Annotated in this window: 14 protein-coding genes and 1 pseudogene; 11 read left to right on the top strand and 4 right to left on the bottom strand. The window is 60.9% G+C overall.

Translation table 11 applies throughout. The features are described 5' to 3' along the window. Positions 1–41: 41 nt before the first annotated feature. The gene (locus tag ACQZ6F_RS26435; protein WP_449094683.1) at positions 42–1,268 is read left to right on the top strand and encodes an MFS transporter; all 1,227 of its coding nucleotides are present in this window, start codon (positions 42–44) and stop codon (positions 1,266–1,268) included. Positions 1,269–1,346: 78 nt separating this feature from the next. Here the strand turns inward: ACQZ6F_RS26435 and ACQZ6F_RS26430 are convergent, their stop codons facing one another. Both ACQZ6F_RS26430 and ACQZ6F_RS26425 read right to left on the bottom strand, forming a co-directional pair. Beyond that, entirely contained in the window at positions 1,347–1,766 is a 420-nt protein-coding gene (locus tag ACQZ6F_RS26430; RefSeq protein ID WP_449094682.1) for a nuclear transport factor 2 family protein, read from the bottom strand. Positions 1,767–1,807: 41 nt separating this feature from the next. Beyond that, positions 1,808–2,035, bottom strand: coding sequence for a hypothetical protein (locus ACQZ6F_RS26425; RefSeq protein ID WP_449094810.1), 228 nt, complete (start codon positions 2,033–2,035; stop codon positions 1,808–1,810). Here ACQZ6F_RS26425 and ACQZ6F_RS26420 point away from each other — a divergent pair. Further along, positions 1,991–2,119: pseudogene (locus ACQZ6F_RS26420) on the top strand (AraC family ligand binding domain-containing protein); the annotation flags it as partial. The gene ACQZ6F_RS26425 and the pseudogene ACQZ6F_RS26420 overlap by 45 nt on opposite strands. Before the next feature lie 15 nt (positions 2,120–2,134). Then, complete coding sequence (locus ACQZ6F_RS26415) at positions 2,135–2,647, top strand: helix-turn-helix domain-containing protein (protein WP_449094804.1); 513 nt, start codon at positions 2,135–2,137, stop codon at positions 2,645–2,647. A 10-nt stretch (positions 2,648–2,657) separates the two neighbouring features. Here the strand turns inward: ACQZ6F_RS26415 and ACQZ6F_RS26410 are convergent, their stop codons facing one another. Beyond that, complete coding sequence (locus tag ACQZ6F_RS26410; protein WP_449094681.1) at positions 2,658–3,818, bottom strand: SGNH/GDSL hydrolase family protein; 1,161 nt, start codon at positions 3,816–3,818, stop codon at positions 2,658–2,660. Between the two features lie 223 nt (positions 3,819–4,041). Here ACQZ6F_RS26410 and ACQZ6F_RS26405 point away from each other — a divergent pair, with 223 nt between their 5' ends. Continuing rightward, a complete protein-coding gene (locus ACQZ6F_RS26405) occupies positions 4,042–5,022 on the top strand; it encodes an alpha/beta fold hydrolase (protein ID WP_449094680.1) in 981 nt (326 codons plus the stop codon). On the opposite strand, the gene ACQZ6F_RS26400 is transcribed toward ACQZ6F_RS26405, so the two are convergent. Continuing rightward, positions 4,910–6,385, bottom strand: a complete 1,476-nt coding sequence (locus ACQZ6F_RS26400; protein ID WP_449094679.1) for an amidohydrolase family protein — start codon at positions 6,383–6,385, stop codon at positions 4,910–4,912. The two genes, ACQZ6F_RS26405 and ACQZ6F_RS26400, sit on opposite strands and share 113 nt — an antisense overlap. A gap of 172 nt (positions 6,386–6,557) precedes the next feature. On the opposite strand from ACQZ6F_RS26400, the gene ACQZ6F_RS26395 reads away from it, so the two are divergent. The 7 genes from ACQZ6F_RS26395 to ACQZ6F_RS26365 all read left to right on the top strand — a co-directional run bounded on the left by ACQZ6F_RS26395 (position 6,558) and on the right by ACQZ6F_RS26365 (position 15,152). Further along, the gene (locus ACQZ6F_RS26395) at positions 6,558–8,123 is read left to right on the top strand and encodes an ABC transporter substrate-binding protein (RefSeq protein ID WP_449094678.1); all 1,566 of its coding nucleotides are present in this window, start codon (positions 6,558–6,560) and stop codon (positions 8,121–8,123) included. 439 nt (positions 8,124–8,562) lie between these two features. Then, entirely contained in the window at positions 8,563–9,531 is a 969-nt protein-coding gene (locus tag ACQZ6F_RS26390; RefSeq protein WP_068399104.1) for an ABC transporter permease, read from the top strand. Between the two features lie 27 nt (positions 9,532–9,558). Next, a complete protein-coding gene (locus tag ACQZ6F_RS26385) occupies positions 9,559–10,512 on the top strand; it encodes an ABC transporter permease (RefSeq protein ID WP_449094803.1) in 954 nt (317 codons plus the stop codon). Positions 10,513–10,515: 3 nt separating this feature from the next. Next, positions 10,516–11,709, top strand: coding sequence for an amidohydrolase family protein (locus ACQZ6F_RS26380; protein WP_449094677.1), 1,194 nt, complete (start codon positions 10,516–10,518; stop codon positions 11,707–11,709). Next, positions 11,709–13,202, top strand: coding sequence for an amidohydrolase family protein (locus ACQZ6F_RS26375; protein WP_449094676.1), 1,494 nt, complete (start codon positions 11,709–11,711; stop codon positions 13,200–13,202). The genes ACQZ6F_RS26380 and ACQZ6F_RS26375 overlap by 1 nt, the downstream gene beginning before the upstream one ends. Continuing rightward, complete coding sequence (locus ACQZ6F_RS26370; protein WP_449094675.1) at positions 13,195–14,178, top strand: ABC transporter ATP-binding protein; 984 nt, start codon at positions 13,195–13,197, stop codon at positions 14,176–14,178. Before ACQZ6F_RS26375 ends, ACQZ6F_RS26370 begins: the two co-directional genes overlap by 8 nt. Further along, positions 14,175–15,152, top strand: a complete 978-nt coding sequence (locus ACQZ6F_RS26365) for an ABC transporter ATP-binding protein (RefSeq protein ID WP_449094674.1) — start codon at positions 14,175–14,177, stop codon at positions 15,150–15,152. Before ACQZ6F_RS26370 ends, ACQZ6F_RS26365 begins: the two co-directional genes overlap by 4 nt. Positions 15,153–15,165 lie beyond the last annotated feature (13 nt).

Raw genomic sequence — 15,165 nt, 5'->3', positions numbered from 1 at the left:
CGTATGTGTATGGCGACTTCATTCAGTCAAGGATCGTTCCCATGTCCAATCCGTACAGTGAAATCTTCCGGGCTCCCGGCGCCAAGGGCTTTTCGGCAGCCGGCTTTTTCGCTCGTCTACCCATCGCCATGGCCCCCATCGGCATCGTCGCGATGCTTTCGCAGACGCGTGGTGAATATTGGCTCGCCGGTGCCGTCTCGGCGACTTTCGCGCTCACCAATGCTCTCATCTCCCCGCAGATATCGCGGCTCGTCGATCGGCGCGGCCAACGCGCCGTCGTCGCACCGGCAACCATTGTCTCCGTGCTCGCATTCGTTGTTCTCATCATCGCTTCAAATCAGAATTGGCCGGTATGGACGCTGTTTGCCTCGGCTTTCCTCTCCGCGGCCATGCCCAGCATTCCGGCTATGGTGCGTGCCCGCTGGACGGAAATCTTCCGCGACCGACCAGAGCTGAATACAGCCTTCGCATTTGAATCCGCTGCCGACGAACTTGTCTATATTGCCGGCGCTTCCCTTTCGGTCGGCCTTGCCGTCTCGCTGTTTCCGGAAGCGGGAATGGTCATCAGCACGGCCTTCCTTGCACTCGGGACGACCGTCTTTCTCCTGCAACGCTCGACGGAGCCGAAGGTGCGCGGGCTCGATTCCGATAGTCCTCAGCGTTCTGCAATCCGGCTTCGCCCGGTTCAGGTCATCACCTTGGCTCTGATCTTCGTGGGTGCGACATTCGCTACCGCAGAGGTGAGCGCAGTCGCGATCACCAAGGAGCTTGGTCAACCAGGTGCTGCAAGCCTAGTGATCGGTGTCTACGCCCTCGGTTCGTTTGTTGTCGGGCTGATCATCGGCGCGCTCAATCTCAAGGTGCCGCTGCACCGGCAGCTGCTCGTTGCCGTCGGTGTGCTTGCCCTGACGTCCTTGCCGCTTCTTGTCGCCGGCAGCTCGGTTGCCCTGCTCGCCTTCGCCGTCTTCCTCAGCGGCGTGGCGATCTCGCCGACCTTCATCACCGCCTTCGGCCTGATCGAGCGCCGCGTGCCGGAATCGATGCTGACCGAAGGCGTGACCTGGGTGATGACCGGCATCGGCATCGGCATGGCGCTCGGCGCTTTCCTCTCCGGTCTGGTGGTTGATAATTTTGGCCCGGCAAATGGGTTCTGGGTATCCGTCCTGGCGAGCCTGGTGACCGTCGTGATCGTGGCACTCGGCCAGAACACCCTCTCGGGCAAGCGCGCATCGCCGGATGCAGCCTGCATCACCCAACCGGCGGAATGAGGTTCTCTCTTCTTAGCTGAACGTCTCGGCCGCTCCGGGCGAGACGTAAAAATCCAGGCAGGGCGGATGCCGGCCAGTTCAATCCGGCATTCGCGAACCGAGATCCCGGTCCTGGGTTGTCCCTTCAAGCAGGTGGGTGAGTTCATCCACCAGGCAGATGCGATGGTCGCGAAACTGGTAATAGGCAATCACCTTGAGGCGGATACGCTCGCCATTGATCTTCACGGCCTTGGCGATGTGAACTGTCGCCGCCGAAACGCCATCGGTCACGAAGTGTTCGAAGGTGACGTTGCTTGAAGAGAGGCTCGCCTGCAGCGCTGCGCTGTGATGGAGAAAGCCGGCATAGTCGAGCTCTTTGCCGTCGACCCTTTGAATGTAATCCGGCGTCAGCAGTTCGGCATATTGCTCCGGCTTCGTCGTCGGGTTTGTGAAGGCGGCAAACATGCGCTGGAGCAGGTCATGAACTTCATTCTGCGTCATCACGTCTTTGGGTGTCATCGGTGTCTCCATAAATTGTATGGGTTGGGAACACCTTGCATCTAGCTCACGTGCTTTTGCGCTGCTAACGTATCGGGGCCAATCAATACGGCTTTGAAGCCATGCGCGATTTTCTTGTTGATCCTCTTCGACTCAGTTCCGCCCGTGAGCCGGTAATCCTGGTGACAAGCCGGCATCAAGCCGAGATGCGGCAAACGGACCGGCACGCCCACGCACGAGGCCAATTGCTTGGCACCACGCAAGGCGTGGTCACCGTCGGGACCGATCATGGCCGTTGGCTCATCCCGCCCGTTAACGCCGTATGGCTTCCACCGCATCTCGAGCACGATTTCAGATCGCACGGCGCCTTTCATGGCTGGAGTGTGTATGTGGCGGAGCAGGCATGCGCTGCCTTGCCGGATGCGCCGCGCGTCATACGGCTTTCTGGCCTGCTGAATGAGACAGTCGCCCGCGCAGCGGCTTGGCAGTACGGACCACTTTCCGAGCCGCAGGCACGCATTGCCGGCGTGATGCTGGATGAGATCGCCGCGCTGCCGGAAGAAGCTCTCGGACTGCTGATGCCGACCGATCCACGGCTGCAGAAGATCGCGCGTGCGATTGCAGATGATTCATCCGAGCGGCGGAGCATGGCGGAGAGGGCGACATGGGCCGGTATAGCGCCCCGGACGTTGAGCCGGCGGTTCGTTCTGGAAACGGGCCTTACATTCAGTGCCTGGCGTCAGCGCGCCCTGCTGCTGCGATCCCTGGAAATGCTGGCGGCTGGAAACTCCGTCACTACGGTTGCTTTCGATCTGGGCTATGAAACGGTCAGTGCCTTCATCGAGTTGTTCCGAGCTCATTTCGGCACGACGCCGGCGCGCTATTTCAAGCGGTCGAACTGACGGAACTCTTTCAAATCGAACCGGCCTTGAAGACCAGACCGGCGAAGCGTTCACCCATCAGCCGATGGGTTTCGGCGTCGGGATGGAGTTCGTCCGGCAGTGGCAGACGCTCGTTGTCCGTCTCCCCATACAGTTCTCTGCCGTCCACGTAGTGGATATTGCCGTCATCTTTCGACCGGCGATCGACGATGGTTCGGAGTTGGTCGCGGATGAGGGTGAGCGTCAGCTTGCCCTGCCTCACCTCCTCGGCATTGCCCCCGGCTTGAAACAGCAATTGTCCTCTCCTCAGTGAGGCGAGGTCGGCCTGGCTCGGTCCCGGCACCGTTTCATGGATCGGGCACAATATCGGCGACACGACGAAGAGAGGTGTCGTCGGATGCCCTTCTCTGATCGTATCGAGAAATCCATGCATGGCCGGGCCAAAGGCGCGCAGCCGCATCAGGTCGGTATTGACCAGATTGATGCCGATCTTGAGGCTGATGACATCCGCCGGCGTGTCGCGGATCGTGCGCGCCACGAAAGGATCCAGCAAGGCGCTGCCGCCAAAGCCGAGATTGACAAGTTCCACTCCCGCCTGATCGGCTGCGACCACCGGCCAGATGCCGGTCGGCGATGCCGCATTCGAGCCCTGGCTGATCGAACTGCCATGGTGAAGCCAGACCGGTTTGCCGGACGCTCTGATCGGGTCGATGGGAGCATCCGAGCGTAGAGCGATCAGCTCGGTGGCCTCATTGTGTGGCAGCCAGATTTCCACGGTCTTCACGCCTTCCGAAAGGTCGGAGAAGCGCAGCGTTTGCGGCTGGCCTGGCTCAAGCGTAGATGAGCCCTTCGCCATATCGATCCTGAGAACCTTGCCGCCTGAAGCACTCTCCTGCCTCTCCAGTCGGCCATCCACGCGCAAGTCATACACGCCGGCTGGGCGAGGGGGCATGCCGACATAGTCTCGCCTGGTGGGGAGGACCTCGAGTTCAATTGCCGTCGCCGATGTCTGGAACACCAACCGAACACCGGACGGCTGCGCCTCAGCCATCAATAGTTGAGGATCGTCGCATTGGGTGCGGGCGCGAAATGGCAGGCGATGCGGAAGGAGGCCGGCATCGGTGCGTTCCAACTCGAGTGCGCCGAACAGGAAGTCCGGAGTGATTGATGTTACTGTGGAGGTAGCGTTCATGGACTCGTTCACGCGTTAAACCGGCTCGCAACATTTGTCCGGATTTCCTATTCAAAATAGTCTTTTACCTAATGCAGTCAGGTTTCGCGTTGGACAAGCTTGCTCGGCAATGATGGCTACGAATTTTCCACCTATACCCGGCTTCTCCTAGAGCGATAGGGGTGGTTCCGGCCGGCCTTGCTGGATATAGGGTGGAGACGACGCATAGGCCCGGAGAGTTGAAGTGACTGAGATCAATGAGAGCGAGCACTGGATCGAGAGCCCTGGTGGCCGGCTTTTCGCCAAGGCCTGGACGCCGTGTGATCCAGTGTCGGGTACGCCGCTGATCCTTTTTCATGACTCGCTCGGATGCGTTGCACTCTGGCGGCAATTTCCACAATTGCTGGCCCAAACCCTTAATCGGCGGGTCATCGCCTATGACCGCCTGGGCTTTGGTCGGTCCGACCGCCGGACGGATGTGCTGAGCAACAATTTCGTCGCGACGGAAGCGGAGCAGTATGTGCCGCTCCTTTGCGAGGCCCTTTCGATCGATGAGTTCATCGCCTGCGGGCATAGCGTCGGCGGCGGCATGGCGGTTTGGGCGGGAGCGCGGTTGCTACGGCAGTGCAGGGGCGTGATCACCATAGCCGCTCAGGCCTTTGTCGAAGATCGGACCTTGGCGGGGATCAGAGCAGCGGAAAAAGACTTCGAGTCGCCCGACAGCATGAGCCGCTTGGCGAAATATCATGGCGGCAAGGCCGAGTGGGTTCTTCACGCCTGGATCGATACATGGCAGCGTCCGGAATTTGCCGATTGGAGCCTCGATGCAGCTCTTCAGGCAATTCGTTGCCCGCAGCTTGCAATCCATGGCGAATATGATGAATTCGGATCGCCTGCGCATCCCCGCCGGATAGCGGGGACGCGCGGAGAATGCCGCATCCTGTCAGGCGTCGGGCACACACCGCATAAGGAGTGCCCGACACTGCTTATTGAAGTCATCGAAAGCTGGCTTGTTTCCTCAAATCCAGCGTCCACATCGATATCCGCCGATCGCGGAAGCCCGAGGGCTCGGCGATCGATCCTTCGTCGAATAGGCAGTGATGGCCTTGGCTTCAGCAGTCCGCGGCTTGCGGAGGCCGTATTGGCTCCGAGAAAGTTCGCTGCAGCTTTCCCCAGCCGGGATCGTGCATATGAGCGCGCAGACCGGCCCGCTCGACAAGGGTAAGCGCCTGCTGCTGGCCGAAATCAAGCGCAGCTTCGACATCCGTCGTCAGCACCTTGCCGGCTTCCATCAGCACTTTGCCATTGACGATCACCGTATCGACGTCGCTTCCGAGAACCTGATGGACGAGGCGGTGAACCGGCATCCAGTTGGGCATTAGATGCGGCTTGCGCATGTCGATGATGGCAATATCCGCCTTCTTGCCAACCTCCAGCGATCCGATCTCGTGATCCATGCCGATGACCTTGGCGGCATCGATGGTGATCATCTCGAAGACCTTGCCGGGTGGCAGCAGGTATCGGTCGTGGTTATGCAGGATATGCTGCGTGGATTGGGCCAGCCGGGCGGTCTGGAACATATCGAAATGCCGGCTGGGAGCGGCGCCGTCCGAGGTGATGGCGAGAGGAATGCCCCGTGCCATCATCTCCATAACCGGCGTTGCACGGCCGGGCGGTGCGTGGGTGACGTTGGTGCCGGTCTCGGCCAGAATGTCCATCTCCTCATGCGAAATGCCCCAGCAATGCTGCAGGTGAACGTCGGGTCCGAGCATGGCGTTTTCCTTATCCTGAAACGCCATGCGGATCTGTCCGGCAAAGGCATCGGAATGAATACGCACGCCCCATTTGCGGGCGGTTTCGCGAACCCTGCGCGCCTGCATACGATCGCTGTCCGTGAGATTTACGGCCTGATCCGGCGTGGATGCGTTCGAGGGCTCTACCGACGGTACGATGGTGAACGGCGTCAGGAATACGCTGATGCGTCCGTCCGCGCTGCCATCAAGCGTTTCTATCACCGCTTCCGAACCTTCGATCATCTGCTCGAAGGTAATGTTGTGCCGCTCCGGTTTGCCATTTTCCCAGCGGGTCACGGGGTGCGGCCAGGGCAGGCCAGAAGGGCCGACGCAGACGATCTCGCGCAGGCCGATTTCGGTGTAGGCGCGGGCGTGGTTGATGGCGAAAACAGGGTCGTCGCTGCGCGGCATCGAGGTGATGATACTTGCTCCCGTCGTCACGCCGGCGCGAAGCCGCTCCAGACCCGAAACGAGCCCGTCCGCATACCAGAAGTCGCGGGTGACGTAGTGATAGTAGGTTGGCGTCACCACCCGCATCCACATGGCGTTGGTGTCGGCGGCGATGCTGCGGATCAACGCATGCCCGGCATGGCCATGGGCGTCGATCAAGCCGGGGATGATCATCTTGCCGCTGCAATCGATCACCCTCTTCTCGGTGTGCCTGGATATCAGCTCTGCGGCTGTTCCGATCTCGACAATCCGGTCTCCGGAAATCGCCAGGCCGCCATCCTCGATGATCCGGCGCTCTTTGTCGACGGTAACGATGGCTCCATGCAGCAGAAGCAGGCCGTTCATATCTTCCTCCCATATCCCCAAGCGTTTGTCTTGGCGCCGATCGGCATGATTTTTGGATACGATAATTGTCAACAATTTAATTGACAATAGCGAAAGTCACACCGATACTCCGCCCCAAATTGGGGAGGGGCCGTTCAAATCAGGGCTCTGCAAATAACAAAGGGAGGAAACAATGTTTCGTTGGAAAAAGCTCATTCTCGCTGCAGTGGCTACGGCCGCACTGACCGCGCCGGTCGATGCCGCCACGCTGCGCTGGGGCAGCAGAGCAGATATCTACTCGCTGGATCCGGATTCGGTTCCGTCCACCTCGAACCTTGCCTTTCTCAACCATATTTACGAGGGACTGGTCCGCTATGACGCGAACTTCAAGGTCGAGCCGGCACTTGCCACGGACTGGAAGCTGATCGACAACAAGCACTGGCGCTTCACCCTGCGCCAAGGCGTGAAGTTCCACGATGGCGCGGATTTCACCGCCGATGACGTCGTCGCATCGTTCAAGCGCGCTTCCGACCCGGCATCGCCGCTACGCGGCAATATTCCACTTTATGTCGGCATTCAGAAGGTCGACGACCATACCGTCGATATCGAGGTTTCCGCGCCCACCTCGCTGTTCCTGAACGACATCACCAATATCTTCGTCTTCAATGCCAAGTGGCTGAAGGACAATAACAGCGAGAAGCCCACCGATTTCGCGTCGAAGGTCGAAGGCTACACGACCATGCACACCAACGGCACCGGGCCGTTCAAGCTCGAAAGCCGCGTGCCTGACAGCAAGACGGTCCTGGTTGCCAATGGCAGTTGGTGGGATCAGAAGAAGCACAATCTCGACCGCATCGAGTTCGTGCCGATCTCCTCGGCCGCCACGCGTGTCGCTGCACTACTCTCCGGCGAAATCGACTTCATCGACTCCGCTCCCATTCAGGATTTGCCCCGTCTGGAATCGACGCCCGATATCAGTGTCCAGAAGCGCACGGAACTGCGCACAGTCTTTGTCGCCTTCAATCGCAAGGAAAAGCTGGAAGACGGGCGCCCCAATCCATTCAATGACTTACGCATACGCCAGGCGTTTGAAGCGTCCATCGACCGCGACCTGATCAACAAGAAGGTGATGCGCGGTCTCGCCCGCCCGTCCGGCTCGCTGATCGCGCCGGAAATCTCCGGTTACGTGAAGGACCTCGATACCTACCAGCCGGCCGATCCCAAGCTTGCGCAAAAGCTCCTGGACGAAGCCGGACAGAAGAACCTCGCCTTTACCTATACCTGCATGAACGACGAGAGCATCAATGAAGAGGATATTTGCTCCGGCATTGCCAATATGCTGAAGCGCAGCGGCTTTCAGCCAAGCATCGATATCGGTCCGCGCGCGGTGCAGACATCCAAGCGCAGCAACGGCAAGACCGATGTCTTCAATCTGAGCTGGGCGAACGAGCCGACGCTCGATGCCTATTCGTTGCTGTCGCAGGTCCTCTCCACCCGCAATGGCTCCATGGGCGTCTCCAACTATGGCGGCTGGTCCAATCCCGATCTCGACAAACTGGTGGCGCAGGCGGCGCAAGAGCCGGACAATGACAAGCGCCTGGCTCTCGAAGCGCAGGCACTGAAGATTGCCAAGGATCAGGCCATGCTCATACCGCTCCATCAGCAGCCGATCGCCTGGGCGACGCTGAAGAAGGTCAAGAGCATCGATTTCCGCGCCGACAACAAGCCGCGCCTTTGGCTGACGCAGATGGCTGAGTGACGGCCGCCAGGTCATAGTATCGAGGTAAGAGAGAGCGTCTCGCGGTCCCGTGAGGCGCTCTCTTCTTTTATGGATATCTTCTGCCGGCCGGAGCTGTGATGCTCGGGATTGTTCTGCGGGTGCTGTCTTCGGTTATTCGCTATCCGGGAGCGCGCCGAGCCCGCCGAACGCGCAGTGGCCCCAACATTGGTAGTCAATATTGTCTACAATTACGTTGACAACTTCAGAATATCTGCGTTAATGACTGCCAAAGGGAGTGAGGGAGGAGATCGCGGCGCGCATGTTCGTGTTGCGATGGCTGTCAGTAATGACGGCACTAGAAGTGGCATGCGTTCGAATACGTTTGCTGCCGCAAATCTTTCCCCATTGCCGAACGAGAATTCCGTGAGGGTTGACCGGGCAGGTGTGCCGGAGACCGAAGCGAAGCCTAGAGGTTCCCATGCTGGTTTTCATCATCAAGCGTCTCGGCAATGCGATCCTCGTCATGCTTGCTGTTGCCCTCCTGGCGTTCCTGATCTTCCGGCTTGCCGGCGATCCCGTCGAACTGATGGTCGGCGAGCAGACGTCTCAGGCGGACCGCGCTGCCCTTCGCGAGCGGCTGGGCCTCAATGACAGCCTGCCGACACAGTACATCCGCTTTGTCGTCAATGCGGTGGAGGGTGATTTCGGCGTTTCCTATCGCAACGGCCAGAAAGTCTTACCGTTGATCGCCGAGCGCTTCCCCGCGACGCTGGAGCTCGTCTTCGTCGCGACGCTGATCTCGCTGCTCCTCGGCATTCCCCTTGGTGTGCTGACGGCGATCAAGCGTGGCAAATGGTATACGGAGGGGCTGCAATTCCTGTCCATCATCGGCGTATCGCTGCCGAGCTTCGTCGTCGGCATTCTGCTCATCCTCGCCTTTTCCGTCAGCATGGGACTGTTGCCAGCCTTCGGACGCGGCGACGTGGTGCAGATCGGCTGGTGGTCGACCGGATTTCTGACGCCAACGGGCCGGGCCGCGCTCATCCTGCCGTCGATCGCGCTTTCGCTTTACCAGATCACGCTGGTCATGCGGCTGGTGCGCGCCGAGATGCTCGAAGTGTTGCGCTCCGACTATATCAAGTTCGCCCGCGCCCGCGGCATTCCGCGCTGGCGTATCTATTTCCGCCACGCGCTGCGCAACTGTCTCATGCCCGTGGTCACCATGACGGCGATGAATGTCGGCTCGTTGATCGCCTTCGCGCTGATTACCGAGACGGTGTTCCAGTGGCCGGGTATGGGCATGCTCTTCATTCAGGCCGTCACCTTCCTCGATATTCCGGTCATGGCGGCCTATCTCTGCATCATCTCCTTCATCTTTGTCGTCCTCAACACGTTGGTGGACATCGCCTATGCGGTGATCGATCCCCGCCTGCGCACCGCACGCTGATCGAAGCCAGGAGCCCGCTCGATGACCATGGAACTGTCGGAAACGCCCAAACTGCAAAAGCCCTCGCGTCCGTCGCTATTCAAACGCCTTCGCAATAGCGACCTCTGGTGGTCCTTCATCCATAGCAAGGCGGCGATCATCGGTGCGACCATTCTCGCCATACTGATCCTCACAGCGCTGCTGGCGCCGGTGATCGCGCCGCAGAATCCCTATGACGGCGCGCAGCTCGACATGTGGAAGGCGGAATTGCCGCCGATCTGGCACGAAGGGGGCGAGATGCCCTATCTGCTCGGCACCGATACCCAAGGCCGGGACATGCTGTCGGCCATCCTCTATGGCACCCGCATCTCCATCGTCATCGGCATTGCCTCTGTCGTGCTGTCGTTGGTGATCGGCCTGATCGCCGGCCTGGTTGCCGGCTTCTTCGGCGGCTTCATCGACAATCTGCTGATGCGCATCGGCGACGTCATGCTGTCCATACCCACCATTCTCGTCGCAATTCTGGTGTCCACGGTCGTGCGGCAAATGCTGCCGGAAAGCCTGCGGGAGATCGGTGCCTCCGCCGTGCTTGTCTTTGCCATCGCGCTCTCGAGCTGGGTGCAATATGCCCGCACGGTGCGAGCGCAGGCGATCGTCGAAACCGGCAAGGACTATGTGCAGGCCGCAAGGCTGATCGGCGTGCCCGCACGCCGTATCATGGCCAAGCACATTCTGCCCAATACGCTGACGCCGATCATGGTGGCGGCGACGCTCAATTTCGGCATGGCGATCCTCACCGAGGCGACGCTGTCCTTCCTCGGCATCGGCATGCCGCCGAGCCAGCCTTCGCTCGGCACGCTCATCCGCATTGGCAATCAGTTCCTGTTTTCCGGTGCCTGGTGGATCGTGCTGTTCCCCGTCATCCAGCTTTGCCTGCTGGTCGTGGCCGTCAATTTGCTCGGCGACTGGCTGCGCGACGCCCTTAATCCCAAACTGAGGTAGATCATGACCAATCTTCTGCTCCGCAATGTCAGGCCCATGGCCGGCGAAACCTGCGACATCCTGATCCGCGACGGAAAGATTGCAGGCTTTGGAAAGTTTGAAGCCGAGCCGGGCATGCCGGTCGAGGATGGCGGCAACGCAATCGCCGCACCCGGTTTGATCGACGCTCACACCCATCTCGACAAGACCACCTGGGGCATGCCGTGGCATGTCAACAACCGCGCCGCGATCCTGCGCGAACGCATCCATTTCGAGCGCGAGCATCGTCTGGAGATCGGCATCGATCCGCATCGCCAGTCCATGCGCCACGCCATCGGTCTGGCGGCACATGGCGGCACGCATATCCGCAGCCATGTCGATATCGATCCGACCCATGGTTTGCGTCTGGTCGAGGGCGTGTGGGAAACCCGTGAGAAGCTCAAGGGCATCATCGATATCGAGATCGTCGCTTTCCCGCAGTCCGGCGTGATGGTCATGCCGGGCACGGTGGAACTGCTCGACGAAGCGCTGCGCCAGGGCTGCGAGGTGCTCGGCGGCATCGACCCTTGCGGCATCGATCGCGATCCGAAGGGCCAGCTCGATATCCTCTTCGCCCTTGCCACCAAGCACGGTGTTCCGATCGACATTCATCTGCACGAGGCCGGCGAGCTCGGCGCCTTCACGATGGAGCTGATGTTCGAGCGCATTCGGGTCAACGGCATGCAGGGCAAGGTGGCGATCAGCCACGCTTTCGCATTGGGCATGAACGATTATCTGCGTGTCGGGAAACTGATCGACGAGATCGCCAAGCTCGATGTGGCAATCCTCACGACCGGCGCACCTTCGGCAGCCGTGCCGTCCATCATGCGTCTCAAGGAAGCAGGCGTACGTGTCGGCGGCGGCTGTGACGGCATCCGCGATACCTGGGGTCCGTGGGGCCATCCGGATATGCTCGATCGCGCACAGGTGATCGGCATGAAAAACGGACTGCGCTCGGATCGTGATCTGGAGCATGTGCTGCATATCGTGTCGCAGGGCGGCGCTGATGTCATGCGCATCGAGAACTATGGCCTGAAGGTCGGTTGTGACGCCGATTTCACCCTGTTGGCCGGCGAAACGCTCGCCCACGCCGTCGTCGACATCGCGCCGCGCCCGCTTGTCGTCAAGGGTGGCCGTGTGACGGCACGCCAGGGCCAAGCCGTGGTGGAGATGCCCTGATGGTGCAGGAAACGGATAATCTTCCGCTCGGTCGCCAGCCGGAAGGGCGCACGCTGATCACCGCAAGCTGGGTGGTCGGCCACAGGGACGGTGGCCACCGGCTGCTCCGCAACGGCCAGGTCGTGTTCGAAAATGGCGCCATTCTCTTCGTCGGCCATAATTTCTCCGGCGAAGTGGCGCGTCGCATCGATTTCGGCAATGCGCTGATCAGCCCTGGACTGATCGATCTCGATGCCCTGTCTGATCTCGACACTACCATCCTCGGCATCGACAGCCATCCCGGCTGGGCCAAGGGGCGGGTCTGGCCTCGCAGCTATGTGGAAGCCGGTCCTTACGAGATGTATTCTCAGGAGGAACTGGCTTTCCAGAAGCGCTTTGCCTTCGGTCAGCTCCTGCTGAACGGCATTACGACAGCCGCTCCCATCGCATCGCTGTTCTATCGTGAATGGGGCGAGACCGTCGCCGAATTCGATGCCGCCGCCGATGCTGCCGGCGATCTCGGCCTGCGCGTCTATCTCAGCCCCGCCTATCGTTCGGGCGGCATGGTTCTGGAAGCGCCGGGCAAGATGGTGCCGGTCTTCGATGAAGAGCGCGGGCTCAAGGGCCTGAGCGATGCCATCGCCTATATAGAGCGGCAGAATGGCCGGCATGGCGATCTCGTGCGTGGCATGCTGGCGCCGGACCGGGTCGAGACATCGATGCTTGCGCTTCTGCAGCGCACCGATGCTGCTGCGCGTGATCTCGGCTGCAAATTCCGCCTGCACATGGCTCAGGGCACGATGGAGGTCGAGACAGTGCGGGCGCTGCATGGTGCGACGGCGCCGGCCTGGCTTGCAAAGCATGATCTGCTGAGTGACCGGATGATCGCGCCCCATGCGACGAATGCTACTGAGGAAGACCTCGGGCTCTATGCGGAAAACGGTGTTTCCATTGTGCATTGCCCGCTGGTCTCGGCCCGCAGCGGCTCGATTCTCAATTCCTTTTCCAGCTGTCGCAAGCGCGGCATCAATATCGCCATGGGCACCGATACGACGCCGCCCGACATGCTGATGAACCTGCTGGTCGGGCTCATTACCTGCCGTATCAGCGATCATGCACCGGATCGGGTGCGGTCCGCCGACCTGTTCGATGCCGCGACGCTGGGCGGCGCTCGGGCGCTTGGGCGTTCCGATCTCGGCCATCTGTCACCGGGAGCACGCGCCGATATCGCTGTTTTCAGCCTGGATGACGCTATCATGGCACCATCCGTCGATCCGATCACGACCATCGTCACCGGCGGTTCCGGCAAGGTGACGCGCGCTGTCTTCGTCGACGGCCGTGTCTCGATGTTGGATCGGCAATTGGCCGGCTTCGACATGGAAAAGGCACGCGTGCGGGCACAGGCGCAGTATGACGGGCTGATCGCCAAATACCCCGAGCGCAGCTGGAACCATCCAACGGTTTCGGAGATCTTCCCGCCCAGCTATCCGATCGAGGTGGAGAGCCATGCTTGAGGCACAACAGCCGGTTATCGACGTCCGAAACCTGAAAGTGGAATTTCCGAACCGCCGTGGCACGGTCACGGCACTCTCCGATATCAGCCTGTCCATCCGTGCGGGCGAAGTTCTTGGCGTCGTCGGAGAGTCGGGCGCGGGCAAATCCATGACCGGACTTGCTATTCAGGGGCTGCTCGAGCGTCCCGGCCGCATCGCCGGCGGTGAAATCTGGCTCGGCAAGCAGAGGATCGACACGCTCGACGACCGGGCGATGGAGCGCATTCGCGGCCGCGAGATCGGTGCGATCTTCCAGGACCCGTTGACCTCGCTGAACCCGCTCTTTACCGTCGGTGCACAGCTGATCGAAACAATCAGGCAGCATCGGTCGCTCGGCCGGGCGGAGGCGCGGGCGCGAGCCGTGCAGCTGTTGCGTGATGTGGGCATTCCCTCGCCGGAGGAGCGGGTCAATCATTATCCCCACCAGTTTTCCGGCGGCATGCGTCAGCGTGTGGTGATTGCGCTGGCGCTGGCAGCCTCGCCGAAGCTGATCATCGCCGACGAGCCGACGACGGCGCTCGACGTCTCGATCCAGGCGCAGATCATTTCGCTGCTTCGCCGGCTGTGCAAGGAGAAGCAGGCGGCTGTGATGCTGGTGACGCACGATATGGGCGTGATCGCCGAAGCGGCCGACCGCGTTGCCGTCCTATATGCGGGCCGGCTGATTGAGATCGGTCCGGTGGAGCAGGTGCTGCATGCGCCGCGCCATCCCTATACGCAGGGGCTGATGGCTTCCATTCCCTCGCTCGGGGCGCGGGTGAAGAAGCTGAACCAGATCGACGGCTCGATGCCCCGGCTTGATGCGCTTCCGCAAGGCTGCGCCTTCAATCCGCGCTGCAAATCTACCGGCTCGCGCTGTCTGCGCGAGCGGCCAGAACTGATCCCGGCCGGCGATGGCGCAAGCGCCTGCTGGCTCAACGCGGGAGGCACCGCATGACGACATCCTCTAACGCAGTCGCAGCTCTGACCGTCGACGGTCTCGTCAAGACGTTCGATGTTTCTGTCCCATGGCTCAATCGTGTGGTGGAGCGCAAGCCGCGTCAGTTTCTTCAGGCGGTCAATGACATCAGCTTCACTGTGCCTGCCGGCGGCTGTCTGAGCATTGTCGGCGAAAGCGGCTGCGGCAAATCGACGGTGGCGCGGTTGGTGACTGGACTCTACGCGCCAACGGGCGGCGAAATCCGTTTCGCGCCCGGGCGCAGCGGCGCGCCGCTATCTGCCCAGATGATCTTTCAGGATCCTTATGCCTCCCTTAATCCGCGTTGGCGGGTAAAGAACATCATCGCCGAGCCATTGCGCGAGCTGAAGCTACGCAAGACATCAGCCGAGGTGACCGAGCGCGTCGAGGAACTGCTGCTGACCGTCGGTCTCTCCGTCTCCGACGGCGAGAAATTCCCGCATGAGTTTTCCGGCGGACAGCGCCAGCGTATTTCCATTGCCCGCGCACTTGCGAGCGAACCGGAATTCCTCGTCTGCGATGAACCGACATCCGCACTCGATGTTTCGGTGCAGGCACAGGTCTTGAACCTCATGCGCCGGCTGCAGGACGAGCTGGGGCTAACCTATCTCTTCATCAGCCACGACATGAGCGTGGTGCGTCACATGTCGGACCGCATTGCGGTGATGTATCTGGGGCGGATCGTTGAGGAGGGGGATACGGAAGAACTCTTCGCCCATCCGCGCCACCCCTATACCCAGCTTCTGCTGCAGACCATTCCGAGCATCGCCGCGCCAAAGCGCGATCAGGAGCTGGCGAGCGGCGAGGTTCCGAGCCCGCTGAAGCCGCCGTCGGGCTGCACCTTCCATCCGCGATGCCCACTCGCCACGGTCAGGTGTTCCGCAGAGGTGCCTGCTGTCCGCGAGCTATCGAACGGAACACGAGTTGCTTGCCATCTCGTGGCCGACGCGTGACGGATGCGGGCGC

It is taken from the genome of Rhizobium sp. A22-96, assembly GCF_053521805.1.
This window is presented reverse-complemented; position numbering and strand designations above follow the sequence as displayed.

Coding starts and splice junctions, on each gene's coding strand:
- ACQZ6F_RS26435 (WP_449094683.1), top strand. CDS start 42: ATGTCCAATCCGTACAGTGAAATCTTCCGGGCTCCCGGCGCCAAGGGC.
- ACQZ6F_RS26390 (WP_068399104.1), top strand. CDS start 8,563: ATGCTGGTTTTCATCATCAAGCGTCTCGGCAATGCGATCCTCGTCATG.
- ACQZ6F_RS26400 (WP_449094679.1), bottom strand. CDS start 6,385: ATGAACGGCCTGCTTCTGCTGCATGGAGCCATCGTTACCGTCGACAAA.
- ACQZ6F_RS26375 (WP_449094676.1), top strand. CDS start 11,709: ATGGTGCAGGAAACGGATAATCTTCCGCTCGGTCGCCAGCCGGAAGGG.
- ACQZ6F_RS26410 (WP_449094681.1), bottom strand. CDS start 3,818: ATGAACGCTACCTCCACAGTAACATCAATCACTCCGGACTTCCTGTTC.
- ACQZ6F_RS26425 (WP_449094810.1), bottom strand. CDS start 2,035: ATGATCGGTCCCGACGGTGACCACGCCTTGCGTGGTGCCAAGCAATTG.
- ACQZ6F_RS26370 (WP_449094675.1), top strand. CDS start 13,195: ATGCTTGAGGCACAACAGCCGGTTATCGACGTCCGAAACCTGAAAGTG.
- ACQZ6F_RS26380 (WP_449094677.1), top strand. CDS start 10,516: ATGACCAATCTTCTGCTCCGCAATGTCAGGCCCATGGCCGGCGAAACC.
- ACQZ6F_RS26365 (WP_449094674.1), top strand. CDS start 14,175: ATGACGACATCCTCTAACGCAGTCGCAGCTCTGACCGTCGACGGTCTC.
- ACQZ6F_RS26395 (WP_449094678.1), top strand. CDS start 6,558: ATGTTTCGTTGGAAAAAGCTCATTCTCGCTGCAGTGGCTACGGCCGCA.
- ACQZ6F_RS26385 (WP_449094803.1), top strand. CDS start 9,559: ATGGAACTGTCGGAAACGCCCAAACTGCAAAAGCCCTCGCGTCCGTCG.
- ACQZ6F_RS26430 (WP_449094682.1), bottom strand. CDS start 1,766: ATGACACCCAAAGACGTGATGACGCAGAATGAAGTTCATGACCTGCTC.